14 protein-coding genes and 1 pseudogene are annotated in these 16,232 nt (G+C 64.3%); 8 read left to right on the forward strand and 7 right to left on the reverse strand.

Annotation, left to right across the window (positions count from 1 at the left end):
- Positions 1 to 4: 4 nt before the first annotated feature.
- Together VJV41_RS14665 and VJV41_RS28980 are read left to right on the forward strand one after the other, a co-directional pair.
- On the forward strand, positions 5 to 667 hold the full coding sequence (locus tag VJV41_RS14665; protein ID WP_325334876.1) for a TetR/AcrR family transcriptional regulator: 663 nt from the start codon (positions 5 to 7) through the stop codon (positions 665 to 667).
- A gap of 155 nt (positions 668 to 822) precedes the next feature.
- Positions 823 to 1,040 (forward strand): annotated as a pseudogene (locus VJV41_RS28980) (phenylacetic acid degradation bifunctional protein PaaZ); the annotation flags it as partial.
- A 262-nt stretch (positions 1,041 to 1,302) separates the two neighbouring features.
- Here the strand turns inward: VJV41_RS28980 and VJV41_RS14670 are convergent.
- The 3 genes from VJV41_RS14670 to VJV41_RS14680 form a co-directional block, all read right to left on the reverse strand.
- Positions 1,303 to 2,910 (reverse strand): amidohydrolase, encoded by a 1,608-nt coding sequence (locus VJV41_RS14670; protein ID WP_325334878.1) that lies wholly within the window; start codon positions 2,908 to 2,910, stop codon positions 1,303 to 1,305.
- Between the two features lie 37 nt (positions 2,911 to 2,947).
- Positions 2,948 to 4,234 (reverse strand): NAD(P)/FAD-dependent oxidoreductase, encoded by a 1,287-nt coding sequence (locus VJV41_RS14675; RefSeq protein ID WP_325334880.1) that lies wholly within the window; start codon positions 4,232 to 4,234, stop codon positions 2,948 to 2,950.
- A gap of 106 nt (positions 4,235 to 4,340) precedes the next feature.
- Positions 4,341 to 5,345: a helix-turn-helix domain-containing protein gene (locus VJV41_RS14680; RefSeq protein ID WP_325334882.1), complete on the reverse strand. Its 1,005-nt coding sequence runs from the start codon at positions 5,343 to 5,345 to the stop codon at positions 4,341 to 4,343.
- Between the two features lie 139 nt (positions 5,346 to 5,484).
- Here VJV41_RS14680 and VJV41_RS14685 point away from each other — a divergent pair, with 139 nt between their 5' ends.
- The 3 genes from VJV41_RS14685 to VJV41_RS14695 all read left to right on the forward strand — a co-directional run bounded on the left by VJV41_RS14685 (position 5,485) and on the right by VJV41_RS14695 (position 7,795).
- Positions 5,485 to 6,075 carry a TetR/AcrR family transcriptional regulator gene (locus VJV41_RS14685; protein ID WP_325334883.1) on the forward strand — a complete coding sequence of 197 codons (591 nt, stop codon included), beginning with the start codon at positions 5,485 to 5,487 and terminating at the stop codon, positions 6,073 to 6,075.
- Between the two features lie 162 nt (positions 6,076 to 6,237).
- Complete coding sequence (locus VJV41_RS14690; RefSeq protein ID WP_325334884.1) at positions 6,238 to 6,678, forward strand: hypothetical protein; 441 nt, start codon at positions 6,238 to 6,240, stop codon at positions 6,676 to 6,678.
- A gap of 181 nt (positions 6,679 to 6,859) precedes the next feature.
- Positions 6,860 to 7,795, forward strand: a complete 936-nt coding sequence (locus tag VJV41_RS14695) for an alpha/beta hydrolase (protein ID WP_325334885.1) — start codon at positions 6,860 to 6,862, stop codon at positions 7,793 to 7,795.
- Positions 7,796 to 8,194: 399 nt separating this feature from the next.
- Here the strand turns inward: VJV41_RS14695 and catC are convergent, their stop codons facing one another.
- The 4 genes from catC to VJV41_RS14715 are packed head-to-tail and all read right to left on the reverse strand — an operon-like array spanning position 8,195 to position 11,399.
- On the reverse strand, positions 8,195 to 8,476 hold the full coding sequence (catC, locus tag VJV41_RS14700; protein ID WP_325334886.1) for a muconolactone Delta-isomerase: 282 nt from the start codon (positions 8,474 to 8,476) through the stop codon (positions 8,195 to 8,197).
- Between the two features lie 5 nt (positions 8,477 to 8,481).
- Entirely contained in the window at positions 8,482 to 9,348 is an 867-nt protein-coding gene (catA, locus tag VJV41_RS14705; RefSeq protein WP_325334888.1) for a catechol 1,2-dioxygenase, read from the reverse strand.
- A gap of 30 nt (positions 9,349 to 9,378) precedes the next feature.
- Complete coding sequence (locus VJV41_RS14710; protein WP_325334890.1) at positions 9,379 to 10,482, reverse strand: mandelate racemase/muconate lactonizing enzyme family protein; 1,104 nt, start codon at positions 10,480 to 10,482, stop codon at positions 9,379 to 9,381.
- Entirely contained in the window at positions 10,479 to 11,399 is a 921-nt protein-coding gene (locus tag VJV41_RS14715; protein WP_325334994.1) for a LysR substrate-binding domain-containing protein, read from the reverse strand. The genes VJV41_RS14710 and VJV41_RS14715 overlap by 4 nt, the downstream gene beginning before the upstream one ends.
- Positions 11,400 to 11,622: 223 nt before the next feature.
- Here VJV41_RS14715 and benA point away from each other — a divergent pair, with 223 nt between their 5' ends.
- The 3 genes from benA to benC are packed head-to-tail and all read left to right on the forward strand — an operon-like array spanning position 11,623 to position 16,212.
- On the forward strand, positions 11,623 to 13,008 hold the full coding sequence (gene benA, locus VJV41_RS14720; protein ID WP_325334892.1) for a benzoate 1,2-dioxygenase large subunit: 1,386 nt from the start codon (positions 11,623 to 11,625) through the stop codon (positions 13,006 to 13,008).
- A 1-nt stretch (position 13,009) separates the two neighbouring features.
- Positions 13,010 to 13,528: a benzoate 1,2-dioxygenase small subunit gene (gene benB, locus VJV41_RS14725; protein ID WP_325334894.1), complete on the forward strand. Its 519-nt coding sequence runs from the start codon at positions 13,010 to 13,012 to the stop codon at positions 13,526 to 13,528.
- A gap of 8 nt (positions 13,529 to 13,536) precedes the next feature.
- Entirely contained in the window at positions 13,537 to 16,212 is a 2,676-nt protein-coding gene (gene benC / locus VJV41_RS14730; protein ID WP_325334895.1) for a benzoate 1,2-dioxygenase electron transfer component BenC, read from the forward strand.
- Positions 16,213 to 16,232: the final 20 nt, after the last annotated feature.

Below are 16,232 nucleotides of genomic sequence, written 5' to 3' on the forward strand. Positions count from 1 at the left end.
ACCGATGCCAGGACTGGATCCGGCCACGCCGGTGAACCAGGAGGCGTCGACGCCAGACCGGCTGATCGCGACGGCAATCAAGCTGTTCGGTGAGCGCGGGATCGAAGCCACGTCGATGCGGGCCCTGACCGACGGGGCTGGGGCAAACATCGCCTCGGTCAACTACCACTTCCGATCCAAGGAAGGCCTGCTGCGCGCGGTCGTCGACCACGCTATGCGTGGCGTCAACGACGAGCGCCACCACCGGCTCGACGAACTAGAGGCGTCGCCGGAGCCGCCATCGGTGGCCGATATTGTCCGCGCCTTCGTCGAACCGGGACTCGCCCGGTCCACCGTGCATGGCGAAGACGGCGCCGCAATTGCACGCTTCATCGGGCGCGTACTCAGCGAACCGAACCCGCGGACCTGGGAGACTGTCGCCGATCAGGCCCAAGCTGTCGATGCCCGCTATCGGGCCGCGCTCAGCCGCGCGCTGCCCGATCGAGACGAAAACGGCATCAGGCTCGCCTACGCCAGCATGGTCGCTTTACTCGGCGTCTGGCAGTCCGGTGCGCTCGACCAGCTGAACCGAGGCGCGGGTCAGCACGTCACGCCAGGCACCACAAGCGTTGATGCAGAACGGTTGATCGCCTTCATCACCGCGGGAACGCTCGCTGGAAGCCGGTGACCGGAGGATTGGCAGGGATAGCGGCCAGTGGCGTTGGCATGGCTACTCCTGGAATCGGCGACACAGTCGTGCTGCGACGGGAATTACCGAGCGAATGGATGGCTGGTAAGGACGCTGGTCAAGTTCGACTCCACTACTACCCACCCTCGTCCACGACGACAGGCTCCACCGCAAGCGCACCGAGGTGCACCCGTTTCCGGAAGCATCTGGAAGAACAGCGTATTGGCGACACCGTCTACGCTCACACCGTTCCGGAGGCGGCCGCGGCCAATCCCCTAATCGGCGGCATAATCGCACGCTGGCATCTCGTGGTGTCGCTGCCGCCGGCCTGTTCGTCGAACCCAACCCCGGGCCGGTGCTTCGTGACGCCGGGGAAAGCCCATGGGCAACGCCATCCGCTGGGCGCCGTTGTCTCACCGCCGAACTGAACGACGAATTTTGCTCGGCCAACGTGTATTTCAACACCTTCGCCGCAACGCCGTTTCCTCAGTACGCAGGGCCCCGCACCGGAGATGAGTGATCGGGAACTGCAGCGATCTTGTGTCGCAGCACATCTCCGCCCAGCAATCACCGCGACGCGGCCTTCCGGCATACATGCGGCCAGCGCCGGCAGAATCGTCGTCCCAGACGACCGGTCAATCGGCTGGAGCGCGGTAAACGGGCCGACCTTCGAACACGGTAGCCAGGACTTTGGCACCGCCGATCTCGTCCACCTCAACCTCGAAGAGGTTGCGGTCGAGGATGATCAGGTCCGCCGACTTCCCCACGGTGAGCGAACCCTGTCGGTCGGCGCGTCCAACCGCTTTGGCCCCTTCAATCGTCATCGCGCGCAGCGCGTAGTCGAGGTCGACAGATTGGTCACCGCGCTGAAGCATGCCTTGCAGTGCGGGGAAGAGGTTTGGGTCCGGGGTGAGGACCCAGTCCGAACCGACGGTCAATCGCGCTCCGGCCTTGCGCAGGCTCGCGAACCGATATCCCTCCGACAGCACGGCGTTGTACTCCGGGACGTGCCAGATGGCAGGCGACATCTCCGCGACCACGTTGAGTTCGTTGAATCGCGGGTAATCGGACTCGTCGATATACGTGCAATGCGCTATCTCGTGGGTCGGTCCTGGTCCGTTGATCCGTCGAACTTCTTCGAAAGCGTCGAGGGCTACCCGGATCGAGCCCGGACCTGCGCAATGGATCTTGACTTGGATTCCTTGAGAATCAAAGCGCTGCAGCGCTTCCCGCAGTTCGTCGAGCGGCACCAAGATGCTGTCCAGGTCGGCTTCGCCCTCGCTGGTCAACTCGGACTGGGTGAAGTGCGGTGGCAGCGGTGCACCATCCAGCCACAGCTTCACGAAGTCGGTGCTGACGTGGGGTGATGCGTGGCATGCCCGTTCTTCGATCAGTCGTTCCAGGTCTGCGAGCGACGCCATGCCTGCGGCCTCTTCTCGCCAGACGATGTGGGCGGCGACCTGCAATGTGAGTTCGTCGGATGCATCGAGGTCGGCGAGCGCGCGCAATACCTGCCATCCGGCAGATGCTTCCTGCACCGAAGTGATGCCCACCGAATTGCACACCTGGACCGCCCAGGCCAGCGCGTCTCGATAGGCCTCGTGGGGATAGTCGGGGATCACGCGTCGTACCGGCCACGTCGCGTGTTCCACGAGTTCGCCGGTGACCTCATTCGAGCCCGGTCGCCGCACGAAACGCCCACCGTCAGGATCGGGAGTCTCGGGCGTGACACCGGCAAGTTCGAGTGCCTTGCTGTTGGCCAATCCGTGATGGATCGAGTAGTCATACAGAAAGACAGGCCGATCCGGGAACGCGGCGTCGAGGAACGCCCGATCGGGTCGTTCTTCGGGGAAGGCCATCGGGACGAACTCCCCAGCTATGACCCACCCGGTCAGGTTGTCGAAATCATGCTGCTTGCAACAGTTCTCAAGGTCCAAGACGATCTGATCCGGCCCTGTCATCGGTGTCAGCCGTCCCTCGTGGCGGAACTTCAGTCCACTGAACATGAGATGCGTGTGCGCATCGTGGATGCCGGGCATCACCATTCGGCCGCCCAAGTCGATCACGTCGGCGCCAGGAGGCGCTTCGTCGAGGACCTCCTGGTCTGTGCCGACGGCGGCGATCGTTTTATCCGTGATCAGCAAGGCGGAAGCCCACGGCAGGTCCGCGTCGACGGTAAACACCTTGCCGTTCACGAAGGCGATGGGCGAGGTCTCAGGGATAGTGCCCAGTGGCGTTGGCATGGCTACTCCTGGAAGAAGAATGATCGGGTCGCCGACATCAGGACCTCGCAATCAGCCTGCGGGCGGTGCGCAGTCCGCTTTCGATGGCGCCATCCATGAAGCCGGCCCATCCGGTCCCGTAGTCGGACCCTGCGATGTGTACGTGGCCGTCGGGCTGCTGAAGGTCTCTAAGCTGCTCGAGCTGTCCGGGGCGCAACATCGGCCAAGTCTCCTGGGAGTAGCGGTCGGCGACCCAGCTGTGGCCGGTCGCGTCCACCACCTCGAGTTCGGGCCGCCACAGCGCGACGGCTTTGGCCACCGCGTCGACGTCGTCGGGTCGCAGCCGCGCTTCCTCCGGTCCGAATGCAACGAAAACTGTGTCGCCGCCTACGAAGTACTCGGTCTGGGCGAATGTGAGCGGTAGGTCGGGCCCACCGAACAGATAGCACGGTTCGAGCTCACCCCGGACACGGATCCAGGTCTTGACCCCACATGAAGCCTGGCCCGTGGCGGCGGCCGCTTGTTTCAGCGCGGACAGCTTGGGCTCGAATTCGATGGTGGACAACGCGTTTAGCGGCAGTGTCACGATCACGTCGGATGCGGTGTATTGCTCGCCGGACACTGTATGCACAGACACCCCAGTATCGGACTGGCTCACCTTCGTCACCTCCGATCCCAACCGGATATCGGCCTCGCTGTCGGTGGCGATGGCGTTGATCAGGGATCGGGTGCCGTGCTTGAACTTGTACGCCGCGCAGGCTTCGAAAAGTAGTTGCCAGCTACCGGATGCCGCCGAACACCATCGAAGCGCCTGGGTGAGCCCGCCCAATTCGGGCGGCGCGTTGAAGTTCAACGCCCACATGCCACGCACCAGTTCGTCCTGCTCCGCCGGGAGCTTCAGGCTTGCGATCCGGTCCACTACCGTCTGCTGATCCAAGGCATCGAGGTCGTCGGTCAGAAATGGCTCGTAAGGCCGGTCGAAGTACTCCCGGGTGTCGGCGAGCATCGCCACCATGCCGGGGTCGAGGAGGCCGAACAGCTCGTCGGCAGTTCCCTGCCGGCGTTGGCCGCCGACATGCCAATAAGCCGTGTCGGCCACCGGGCTCTGGCTGATTTCGATGTCGTAGCGCGTGATTTCGGCCCACACGTGGGGTTGGACCCAGTGCACCCAGGTGCCGCCCATTTCGAGATCCAGGCCCATCCGGTGATCGACCCAGGTCCGCCCGCCAATCCGGTCACGCGCCTCGAGTACCAGCACCGAGCGGCCGCGGTGGTTCAGCTCCCGTGCCGCGGTCAGTCCTGCGAAGCCAGCACCGACGACGATCACGTCGATCTGCTCGGTCATAGCCGCCCTCCTGAAGAAGTCGTTGAGGGCTCCACCATCCTGCACGGGAGGCAAGACCAGTTGTCGCTGGCTGCACGCCTCCTTGCAGGCCTCGGCACCGGTCGCCTCAGCCCGCGGCCGCCGCACTCAGTGACAGACGATGATGCGGTGCGGTGCCGCAGCGCAGCCGATATTCGCGGGGGGAGGCGTCGTAAGTCGCCTTGAACAGACGACTGAAGTGGGCCGCGTTCAGAAAGCCCCAGCGCGCCGCGACGACACCGACCGGCTTGGCATGTAACCGATGATCGGCCAGGTCCCGCCGACACTGCTCAAGTCTGCGCTCGCGGATGTAGCGCGCCACGCCGGTGTGCTCGGCGTGAAACAGTTTGTAGAGATAGCGCACCGAGATGTGGTGGGCCGCCGCGATTTGTTCGGGGCTCAGATCGGGGTTCCGAAGGTTTTGGTCGATGTAGTGCCGTATGCGGATCATCAGCGCACTGGTAGCCGGATCCATGTCGGCAGGGCCGTTCCCGGACAGCTCATCGACAAGAGTGGCTAGCAGGTCCAGTGCGGTATCGGCGAGGTGGTGCGCCGTTTGTGGTGCGACCTGATCTTGCTGCTCCGCCAGCGAGATCAGGAACGGGATCACCACGCCCGCCGTGCCAGTAGCACCCGAGATTCGCCGTGCGATCACGGCGTCTACGACACGAGGCTGCAATCTCAGCCGGTTCCTGGGGAACATGAACGCCAGCATCCGGAAGGATTCTCCGAACGACAGCTCCAGTGGCCGGGTGCAGTCGTATACCGCAAGGTCGCCGGGGGCTACCGTCGCTTGCCGGCCGTCCTGGCTGACGACACACGATCCGCGAAGTTGAAGGGCGACCTTGTAATAGTCCGGATCACCACGGTTGATCGTCCGGGTGGTGCACCGGGCGACCTGTGGACCGGCGTTGATGTCGGAAACCTCAACGCCGCCGATGCAGCCAGCGCGAAGTTCGGCGCGGAAAGCATCGGCGTCGGCGCTCACCTCGAACGGGACGAAAGTGTCTGCAAGCACGGCACGCCACCAGGCAAGCCGCTCCTGCGGCGCCACCTCGCGCGAACTGACCGTCACCGACACTGCGACACCCACCTCATCTCCCAGCAACTGTGACTCGAGACACAACTGTCCCTCGCCGATCCAAACTAGTCAAGTGGATAGTTCCGCTGGTCAGTCCCTGTTACGGTGGAAACGATGGCGCGATAAGGGCCTACCCGGAAGCAGGGCATGGGTGACCGGACGATTGCTCGATGAGAAACAACGGGCTACCGGCTATGGACACGGGCGGCAGGCATTGCTTGCCGCGGCCATTCGCGTGGTGGCCGACCGCGGCCTGCGCAATCTCACCTACCGCGGCGTGGCCCGTGAAGCCGGCGTAACCCACGGGCTGGTAACGCACCATTTCGGTTCGCGCGACGCCTTGTTGATCGACGCATTGCGGTACGCGCTCGAGAACAGCCTCGTGGCGATCAGCTCGGCGCCAGGAACAGGCCGGCTAGAGGGCCTCTTCGACGGGCTGGCCGACATGGTGGAACAGGACCCTGCAATGCAAGCCTTCCAGTACGAGCTCATCCTCGAGGGTCGCCGACGTCCGAAACTACAAGTCCATATCGAGCAGCTGTACACGGACTACCGGAACGCGTTACGCGACGAGCTTCGGCACGGTGGCTTCGACACCAGCGACGGATTCGTGTATCTGGTGTTCGCCGCGCTGGACGGTCTCGTATTTCAACAGGTCTTCGCCGGAGACAGCCAAGCGACGCGTGGCGCACTCGAGCACCTGCGGAAACTTCTCGACCTCCATCGCCGACAAATCCGCTGATCGTGGCGGAACCACGCCATCATGCGACGCGGCGACCGCGCAGTCAGGTAGCGCCCGGCGGGCGGCGTGGAACTGTCCCGGGGCTCGGCGTCGGCGACAGGACCACGCTCCCCCATCAAGAGGGCGCGTTCTGCATAGAGCGTGTGCAGATTCGGACAACACATGTCGAATCTCAAGGGCGACGATGCCATCCAGCGGAGCTTCCACCGGGAAGCCGGCACTGACCAGAACTGTGGCGATGGCGAGCATGCCGTTCCGGATGTTCGACAACAGGCCGAGGAAGGGACTAAACGCATGGGGTATGCGGCAGAGATTGTTACCTACCGAATCACGACCGATGAAGAAGAGTACTTTCGGCTTCGCGAAGCAGCCATTCTGGACGTCAAACGACGGCATCCGGGCTTGATCTCGGTGCCGTTTGCCAGCAAGCGCGAAGACGGATCCTGGTTCGACGTTTGGATCTACGAAACTCTGGCAGCGGCGCAGGCCGCCAACGACGATACGGCCGAGCTTCCAGAGTTCCTGAAATTCTTTGCGGTGCTGGAGAATGTCGCCATCGAGATCACCGACTTCCCGCCATCTGCCGCCAATCCTCTCGCGTGACCATCAGCGACGCAACAGAATTGAGGCGGACGCAAGCCTGTGCAACCAACCGCAGTCAGAGCGTCGTCCAGCAATCAAAATCCCTGCGCGCCAAGGTGCGGTGGCGGGCGCCGCGCGCCGAACAGACATGGTCGCGTTTTCCGAAACAGTGCACACGCGTAGGCGTGGTTGGAGGTCGATAATGCCGATTCACCGTGAGGCACAGCAACTCCTAGACGTCCTTGGAGCGGCAGGGATGTCCCCGTTCGAGGAGATGACCGTGCCCGCTGCGCGGGAATCCATCCTCGGCTTTCAGGAATTGCAGGGCGATCCCGTCCAGCTTCCGTCGGTCGTCGACCGCACCATTCCCGGCCCAGGGGGCGCACTCCCGATTCGCATTTACACCCCTGAAGGTCAGGGTCCGCTGCCGGTCGTCGTGTATTTCCACGGCGGTGGTTTCGTGCTCGGCGACCTGGAAGTGGTGGACAAGCCATGCCGACAACTTGCCGCCGCGGCCGGCGCCATCGTGGTCTCCGTGGACTACAGACTGGCTCCAGAACACCGCTTCCCCGCCGCGTTCGACGACTGCTACGCCGCCACCGAGTGGACCACGGCGCACGCCGAGGAGCTCGGCGCGGACCCCTCCCGCGTTGCCGTCGCCGGCGATAGCTCAGGAGGCAACCTGGCTGCTGCCGTGGCGCTTGCGGCCCGAGACCGCTGCGGCCCAAGGCTTTCGGCACAGTTGCTTATCTACCCAGTGGTCGACTTCAACTTCAAGACCGATTCGTACCAAAGGAACGGCGAGGGTTACGTACTGACCAAGGGGGCGGCCCAGTGGTTCTGGGCTCACTACCTCGGGGCGCAGGACCTGACCAAGAATCCGTACGCCTGTCCGGCTCACGCCGATAGTCTGGCGGGCCTGCCCCCCGCCTACGTCGCAGTCGCTGAGTACGACCCACTTCATGACGAAGGCCAGGCGTACGCGAACAGGCTTCACGAAGCCGGCGTCGCGGTGACGCTCAGACAGTTCGACGGCATGCTACACGGATTCTTCTGGAGCATGGCCGCGATACCCAGCACCGTAAGCATCGTCGACGACCTGGTCGCCGTGCTGCACAAGGCTTGGTTCAGCGATTGATGACTTAACGACGCGTCACACCCGTTGCGAGCCGTCCGGTAGTGCACCGTTGCTCGGTGAACGTCGAGAGTTGGCATATGCCGTCGTGCGTCTACCGTCGCCATCGGCTGCGAGGCTCGATCCGTCGCTTGTTGATCGCGTCCACTGTGGTGACGACGGTCGGAACAAGAAGCGGGTACAGCGGTGACAGCATTAGGGCGACGGCACTGAACATGGTTTTCACTCTTTCTCCGTGAAGTGGTCGAGGAGATTGGGCGAGTCGGTGACACAAGCCCAAATCCCGCCGGAATTCGAACTTTTGCCTCACACGGAGGCCAGGCGACACAATGTTCCAACTTCTGGACATGCGAAGCGCGATGGGACATCGACTACTGAATGTCGCTGGGCCACAACACGTCTTCAGATTTTCACGTCCGACGGGTGTGTTGCCAAAGGCGTCACATGAATATCCATGTAAGAGAACAGCGGCAACCCGGACAGCAGGGTGTGCAGTTCGTCGTTCGACTCGACATCAAAGATCGAGTAGTTCGAGTATTCCCCGACGATTCGCCAGATATGGGGCCACTTCCCCGCCCGCTGCAGCTTCTGCGAATAGTCCTTCTCCCTGGCCACGATCTGCGCCCGGGTGTCGGGGTCCAGATCGTGAGGGAGGCGCACATCCATACGTACGTGAAATATCATGGTGCTCAGCTTTTTTCGGGATCGAGAACGAAGTCGTAGGTCAGCGTCGTGGTACCGTCGGACTGTTCCACCGGGTCAAGAATGAGTTCCGGCTTGACCGCTGTCGCGATGTCGTCCTCGTTGTGCGGGTCGCCGGGAAAGTACAACTGCGCGGTGAGCAGCTCATGGCCCGGTGCGGACACCTTCACATGCAGGTGGGCAGGACGCCACGCGTGCCAGCCCGCGGCGGCGATCAGTTTCCCGCATGACCCATCGGTAGGGATCTGGTAGGGCGCCGGCCGCACTGTAGTGATCGTGAACTTTCCGTCGGGACCGGTGGAGAACGAACCCCGCAGATTCCACTGCGGAATGCCTAGGGCGAATTGGGAATAGAAGCCGTCGGCATCCGCGTGCCACAGCTCCACCTTGCCGCCAAGTGGGCGGCCGTCGGTGGAGGTAATCGTGCCCTGCCACACCAGCGGCGTGCCACTCTCGCCGTCGCGCATGGGCATCTCGCCGTGCGGGCCCAGCTCCGGGGAGTTGGGCACGTAGTACGGGCCCTCGATCGAGCCCTTGTTGCCGTGTCGATGCGACGTCGCCACATCTTCGACGACGTGCTCGACCCACACGTCGAGGAACAACGGCCATTCGCCGTCCTGGCCGACCTGGATCAGCCAGGCCTTGAGCGCGTTGTACTCGTCGTAGGTGACCTTGTGCTTGCGGATCGTCTCGTGGACAGCGTCGAGCACCGCGCGGGTCAGCAAGTCGACCCGTTCCGGCGGGGTGTCCTTGACCGCCTCGAATGGAGACTTGTCAGCGTGGAAGCGTTCGGTCGCCGAAGCACCCGACGCGGCAGCGGAGGCCTGTTGGGTTGGCGCGTCGAAAGTGGTCATTGTCGTTCTCCTACTTCGGTGTTGGGCTGGTTAGTTGTCGGTGCGGTAGCGGGCCAGTTTGTCGGGGTCGATGTCGACCCCGATGCCTGCGCCGGGCTGTACGTGCAGCACGCCGTCGCGGATCTGCAGGGGTTCGGTCAGCAGGTCGTCGCTCATGTCGAGGAAGTTCGACAACTCCCCCGCTCGCCGCGAGGTCAGCGGATAGGCAGCGCCGAACGCAACTGAGCACACGGTGCCGAGCTGACCGTCGATCTGGTTTCCCATCACGACCTCCAGCCCGAGACCTTCGGCCAGGTGGTGCACCCGTTGCGATCCGGTGAAGCCTGTGCGGGCGACTTTGATGCTGATCGCGGTCGCCGACTTGCCGAGCACCTCACGGGTCACATCGGCCGGTGTCGGCACCGATTCGTCGGCGATGAAAGGCACGTCGAGGTGTTCAACCAACCAGCGCCGCCCGAGCACGTCGTCAGCCGGGCACAGCTCCTCGGCGAACAGCAGGCCGAGGTCGGCCATCTCCTGCATGGCGCGCAACGACTCCGACGCGGTCCAGCCGCGGTTGCCGTCGACATACAACTCGACGGTGTCGCCGAAGCGCTCGCGCAGCGCACGCACCACGGCGGTGTCCAGCGACACCGGGCGGCGGCCGACCTTGATCTTAAAGGTGTTGATGCCGTAGACGTCACGCATCCGCTCGGCTTCGGCGACCATCTTGGCCGGCTCGTCGAAGCCGAGCATGTGGCTGACGCGCATCCGGTCGGTATATCCGCCGAGCAGGTCGCCAACGGGCAGCCCAACCGTGCGGCCAAGCGCGTCCCACATCGCCATGTCGATGGCGGCCTTGGCGGCCGGGTTTCCGACGGTCCGTGCCAGCCGGGCGCCGGCAACCTCACGTTCCAGCAGGGTGAGCCCGACGACCTGTGGCGCGAAGATCTGCTCGATCACCGCAATGATTCCGGCTTGCGTCTCGCCATAGGTGAACGGGCGCGGCGGAGCCTCGGCGGCACCGACAACGCCTTCGTCGGTGTGTACCCGGACCAGCACGTGGTCGGCGGTGTGCACCTCACCGGAGGCGAACTTGAGCGGTTTTACGTACGGGATGGCGAACGGAATCGCCTCGATCGCAGTGATTTTCACAGCTGCCCTTCCCGAGTGGTCGATCCGGACAGCGACTCGGCCGCGAACGCTCCGTCGAGCACCCCAACCACCGCGTCAACGACGGGGTTGTCGGCGCCGGCGTGCCAGGCGAGCGCGAGGTCGATGGATCCCGCGTCGAGCAGATCCCGAAACACCAGTCCCCGCAACGGAAGTTCGCGCACCGACTGGGGAACGACGGCTACTCCCAGTCCAGCGGCGATCAGGGCCAGCAGCACTGCGGTGCCCGGCGCCTCGTGTTCGCGCTGCGGCACGAACCCGGCCTGCCGGCAGCTGCGCAGTACGGCCTCGTTGACGACGGAGTCGCGGGCGCAGTACGTCACGAAGGGCTCGTTGCGCAGGTCGGTCATCGACACGACGGGTTCGACGGCCAGTCGGTGATCGACGGACACCGCCAACACCAGCTGCTCGGTTTCGATGTGCCGCAGCTCGATGCCGTCGCCGACCGCTGGTGGGCGCAGCACACCCAGGTCCAGCGCACCGCTGCGCAGGGCATCGCACTGGACTGGGGTCAGCATGTCGGCCTGGATTTCCAGCGCCACCCGCGGAAGTTCCCGTTTGACGACGCGCGCGATGCGCGGCAGGTGCGAGAACGCGGCGGTGCCAGTCAGCCCAAGCCGCACCAGACCGCTGCGGCCGGCAGCGATCCGGCGCGCGCCGCGCACCGCGTCGTCGACGCCGGAGAGGATACGGGCCGCCTCAGCCTGCAGGAACTCCCCTGCGGCGGTCAGCGACACCTGCCGCGTGGTCCGGTTGAACAGCGTGACGTCCAGTTCGGCTTCCAGCTGCCGAATCGCGTACGAGAGCGCCGGCTGCGCGATGTGCAGCTGCTCCGCGGCCTGCCCGAAGTGGCAGCACTCGGCCACTGCAGCGAAATACCGCAGATGACGTAGCTCCATGAAAACCTCGCGTTTCGTCCCCGAGATCGGGTGCCGCCGCCGAGCTGTGACGGGCGACACAATGGCAGAGTAAGTCCACGATCCATACAGAACAAGGACCTAATTTCGTTCTATTAATCAATAATCGCGATCAATGTTGGCCTGGGTCAGGACTAGGAATTTGCCTGGTGTGACGGCAGCCACTCAGTGCGATCGTCTAAAAAACCGCACTGCTGGAGGCACCGTGACCGCATCGATCAGCGAGAATCTCGACCACGTGGGGGCCGTCCTCGCCGACGCAGTGATCGACGACCGGGAGTCCGGCGTGTTCCGGGCCAACCGGCGGATCTTCACCGACGAGGAGATCTTCGAGCTCGAGATCAAGCACATCTTCGAGGGCAATTGGATCTATCTCGCTCACGAAAGCCAGCTGCCCAATACGGGCGACTACTTCACTACCTACATCGGGCGGCAGCCCGTCGTGATCACCCGGGACAAGGACGGCGAGCTGCACTGTCTGATCAACGCGTGCGCGCACCGCGGCGCGATGCTCTGCCGCCGCAAGACCGACAACCGGATGACGTTGACCTGTCCGTTCCACGGCTGGACATTCCGCAACGACGGCGAGCTGCTCAAGGTGAAGGATCCGGACGGCGCCGGTTACCCCGCGACGTTCGACGTCAACGGATCGCACAACCTGACCAAGGTGGCGCGGTTCGACAACTACCGGGGTTTCCTGTTCGGCAGCCTCAACCCCGACGTACTGCCACTGGCCGATCACCTCGGCGACACCACCAAAGTGATCGACATGCTCGTCGACCAGTCACCCGACGGGCTGGAGGTGCTGCGCGGCAGCTCGACATACACCTACGACGGCAACTGGAAAGTGCAGGCGGAAAACGGCGCCGACGGCTATCACGTCACCGCCACCCACTGGAACTACGCGGCCACCACGTCGCGCCGCACCACCGGCGAGTCCAAGAACGACGCGAAGGTGCTCGACGCCGGCAGCTGGGGCAAGTCCGGCGGGGGCTACTGGTCCTACCCGAACGGCCACCTGTGCCTGTGGACCTGGGCGGCCAACCCGCAAGACCGCCCACTATGGGACAAGATCGACGAGCTGAAGGCGCAGTTCGGGGACGCCAAGGGCGAATTCATGGTCAAGGGGTCCCGCAACCTCTGCCTGTATCCGAATGTCTATCTGATGGACCAGTTCTCGACGCAGATCCGGCACTTCCGGCCGATCGCGCCGGACAAGACCGAGGTCACCATCTACTGCATTGCCCCCAAGGGGGAAAGTGCGGCCGCCCGGGCTCATCGGATCCGCCAGTACGAGGACTTCTTCAACGCCTCCGGCATGGCCACTCCTGACGATCTGGAGGAATTCCGATCCTGCCAGCTGACATTCCGGGCGCAGGCCGCACCGTGGAACGACATGAGCCGCGGCGCCGAGCACTGGTTGTCCGGCCCGGACGAGGTCGCGAAGTCCCTGGGCATGCACGACATCATCTCGGCCGGGGTGCGCAACGAGGACGAGGGTCTGTACCCGGTCCAGCACGGCTACTGGCTGCAGACGATGCGCGGCGCCGTGGCGAAAGAGAAAGCGGCACAGGGTGGGACAGAGAACTGACATGACCACCACCGAGAAAGCCGGCACAAAGCTGATCACGCAAAACACAATTGAGCAGTTCCTCTACCGGGAGGCGCGTTACCTCGACGACCGGGAGTTCGAAAAATGGCTGGAGTGCTACGCCGATGACGTCGTCTACTGGATGCCGTCGTGGGACGACAACGACCGGTTGGTCGAGGACCCGCAGCGCGATATCTCGCTGATCTACTACCCGAACAAGGGCGGACTGGAGGACCGAGTCTTCAGGATTCGCACCGAACGCTCCTCGGCCACATCGCTTCCCGAGCCGCGCACCAGCCACAACATCAGCAACGTCGAGGTCATCGAACGCAGGGGCGACACCGTCGACGTCCGATTCAACTGGCACACAATGTATTTCCGATACAAGACGGTCGATCCGTATTACGGGACGTCCTTCTACACCATCGACTTCTCCGGGGAACAACCGCTGATCCGGCGCAAGACCGTGGTGCTGAAGAACGACTACATCCACCACGTGGTCGACATCTATCACTTCTGAGGCGACTCGTGACCGTCACACCAGAACGAAACACCCACCAGGTGGCGCTCGCCTTCGAGGACGGTGTCACCCGCTTCATCACCTGCCGGGATGATCAAACGGTCGCCGACGCGTCCTACCGCCAGCGCATCAACATCCCGCTGGACTGCCGCGACGGTGCCTGCGGGACGTGCAAGGCGTTCTGCGAATCGGGTGAGTACGACCCGGGCACCTACATCTCCGACGCATTGTCCGATGACGAGGCCGCCGCCGGCTACGTGCTGCCGTGCAGTATGAAGCCGCGCACGGATCTGGTCCTGCAGATCCCCAGCAGCTCTGAGGTCGCCAAGACCCAGGCCGTCACCTTCACCGGCGAACTTGTTGAACTGCAACAACTCTCGTCGACCACCGTTCAGATCGCCGTGGAGATCCGCAACCGCTCCGACTTGGTCTTCCTGCCCGGCCAGTACGTCAACTTCACCGTGCCCGGCACCGATTCCGTCACGCGGTCGTACTCCTTCGCCAACGCCCCGCATGAAAAGCGGCTGACTTTCCTGGTGAAGCTGACGCCGGGTGGTGCGATGTCGACGTACCTGACCGACCGAGCGGCGGTCGGCGACGACATCAGCTTCACGGGCCCACACGGGTCGTTCTTCCTGCGCGACACCGAACGGCCGGTGCTGCTGTTGGCCGGCGGCACCGGGCTGGCCCCGATCCTGTCGATGCTGCGCAAGCTGCGCTTCGACGGCAGCCACCGCAAGACGCACCTGGTGTACGGCGTGAGCACCGACGAAGATCTCGTTGAGCTCGACGCGCTGGCGCAGATCGCCGCCGGCCTGCCCGAATTCACCTGGGACCACTGCGTTTCCGATCCCGGCACCACGGCGGCCAACCAGGGCTACGTGATGAGCCTGATCCGCCCCGAACACCTCTACGACGGCGATGTCGCGATCTATTTGTGCGGGCCCCCGTCGATGGTCGAGTCGGTGCGCAAACACGTCGTCGAGATGGGCATCGAGCCGACCGGCTTCTACTACGAGAAGTTCGCACTGGCCGCGCCCAACGGTCGGCCGGAAACGCCCGCCGAACCCGTAGCAGCGCAACGGCAGCCAGTCACCCCCCGGGAGGACCTTCTGACTGCACCGGACGCGCGTGCAGTGGCCGGTCAACGCCTGTTCCCCGGCGCCGCGATCAGCCCCTGGCCCCATACGGTCTGCGCCGGCGATCACGGCGATGTGATCCGCCGGGTCGCTGGCCAGTTGGTGGCACCCGCCGGCCCGGGTTCCGGCACCGTCGTCCCGCTGGACGACGACGACGAGCTCATCACCTCAGGTGCCCGCGCCATCGCCGGTCTGGAGGTGTTCGCGGCGGGCGCCGCGCCCGCGCCGCTGCTGACCCCAATGACGCAAGCGGCGCCCGTGGTCGCCGCCGACGGCTACCAGATCGGTGAGGAACATCCCGCAGTGCGCGAGTCCGATGCGATCTTCGAGGCCCGCGCGGCCCTGGAGCTTGGTGCGCTGGAGCTGACCATTGGGCGGCTCAGCAGCCAGCAGCTGGCCGGTTATCGCCTGCTCGCCGAATCGACCGTCCCCTATGTCGATGGCGACCGGTTCGTCGACGCGGCGCAGTACACCGAAACCAACGCCGCGTTTCATGATTATCTGTTCACCCTGACCGGCAACGAACATCTGCTGCAGGCCTACACGGCGCTCGGCGTGAAGGGCCGGATGGCCGAAACGCTGCGCAATGCGACGTGGTGTCATCCGTTGTGCGCGCAGGATCACGTCGACATCGTCGACGCGTTCGAGGCCGGCGACCGGCAGACCGGACGAGCGCTGATCGCCGCCCACGCCGATCGCTCGAAGCAGACCATGCGCCGGGCGATGTCCGACGCGCTCGCCGCTCGACGGCCGAAGTTCATCACGCCCGGCCGCTTCGATGGCAAGGTCGTGCTGATCACCGGGGCGGCACAAGGCATCGGCGAGCAGACCGCCCGGCGGATCAGCGCAGAAGGCGGCACACTCGTCCTGGCCGACCGGTCGGAGTTGGTAAAGGAACTCGCCGACGAGCTGGCCACCGCCGGACCCGAGGCGCTGGCCGTCACCGTCGATCTGGAACACTGGGATGACGCCGAAGCTCTGACCCGCCAAGCCCTTTCGACGTTCGGCCGGATCGACGTGCTGGTCAACAATGTTGGCGGCGCGATCAACTTCAAGCCGTTCACCGAGTTCTCCGACGCCGAGATCCGCGCCGAGATCGACCGGTCGTTGATGACGACGCTCTACACGTGTCGCGCCGCGCTACCGTCGATGATGCAACGTGGTCAGGGTGTGATCGTGAACGTGTCGTCAGCGGCAACGCGGGGCATTCACCGCATCCCGTACTCGGCGGCCAAGGGCGGCATCAATGCGATCACCGCCTCCCTCGCACTGGAATACGCCGACAGCGGAATCCGAGTCGTCGCAACGGCTCCCGGCGGCACGCAGGCGCCGCCGCGGAGGATCTCCCGCGGCACACCCAAACCCGCCAACGACACCGAGCGCAGATGGTTCCAGGCCCACATCGACCAGACGATCGATTCGTCACTGATGAAGCGCTACGGCACCCTCGACGAGCAGGCCGCGGCCATCTGCTTTCTCGCCTCCGACGAAGCGTCCTACATCACCGGCACGGTGCTGCCCGTCGCCGGCGGCGATCTTGGCTAGCAGTCGCCTACGCTGTGATA

Origin of the sequence: Mycobacterium sp., assembly GCF_035274705.1 — a bacterium.
GTDB lineage: Bacteria > Actinomycetota > Actinomycetes > Mycobacteriales > Mycobacteriaceae > Mycobacterium.